Here is a 518-nt window from a genome sequence, read left to right as displayed (position 1 = left end):
GGCCCGGGTAAATTCTCGTATGCCTTCTTCAAGGACAACGACATCAACGCCCGCGACAAGAACACAGGCGCCATCACAGGCACCCGTTCCGCCGTGCGCCAGAACTTCATCTACGGTGAAATTCCTGTCAACGTCAACGGTACGCTGGACCTGGCCGCGACCATCATCACGGCTGAAGGCAAGGACAACGACATCTACGGCCCGAAACATAACGGTTGGCAACTGTCGGCCTTCCACCGTCAAGGTAAAGTGTTCGGCGGCGGCAACACCTTTGGCGTGCAATACGGCGTCGGTCCTGGCACCGGCAATGGCGCGCAGTTCGGCGCTTCGGGCGACACCAGTTTCGGTTCGGACGTGAAACGCACGCGCATCTTCAATGACATGGCGATCCAGCCGATGGCCAATTTCGGCATGGAATTCGTCGCCCTGTGGCAAAAAGACGAATCGAACGCCAAAGGTTCCTCGACCTGGACCTCGGTCGGCGTGCGTCCTGTGTATGCATTCACCGACAACTTCAA

At 58.1% G+C, this 518-nt stretch carries 1 protein-coding gene; it reads left to right on the top strand.

The window, feature by feature from the left end; all coding sequences use genetic code 11:
- Positions 1-518, top strand: a 518-nt coding sequence (locus ASN89_RS26515) for a carbohydrate porin (RefSeq protein WP_161911803.1), incomplete at both ends; no start/stop codon positions are given.

Source organism: Janthinobacterium sp. Ant5-2-1 (genome assembly GCF_001445815.1).
Lineage (GTDB): Bacteria > Pseudomonadota > Gammaproteobacteria > Burkholderiales > Burkholderiaceae_D > Janthinobacterium > Janthinobacterium lividum_E.
Note: the sequence above shows the minus strand (reverse complement) of the source record. Positions and strands in the feature narration are given on the sequence as shown.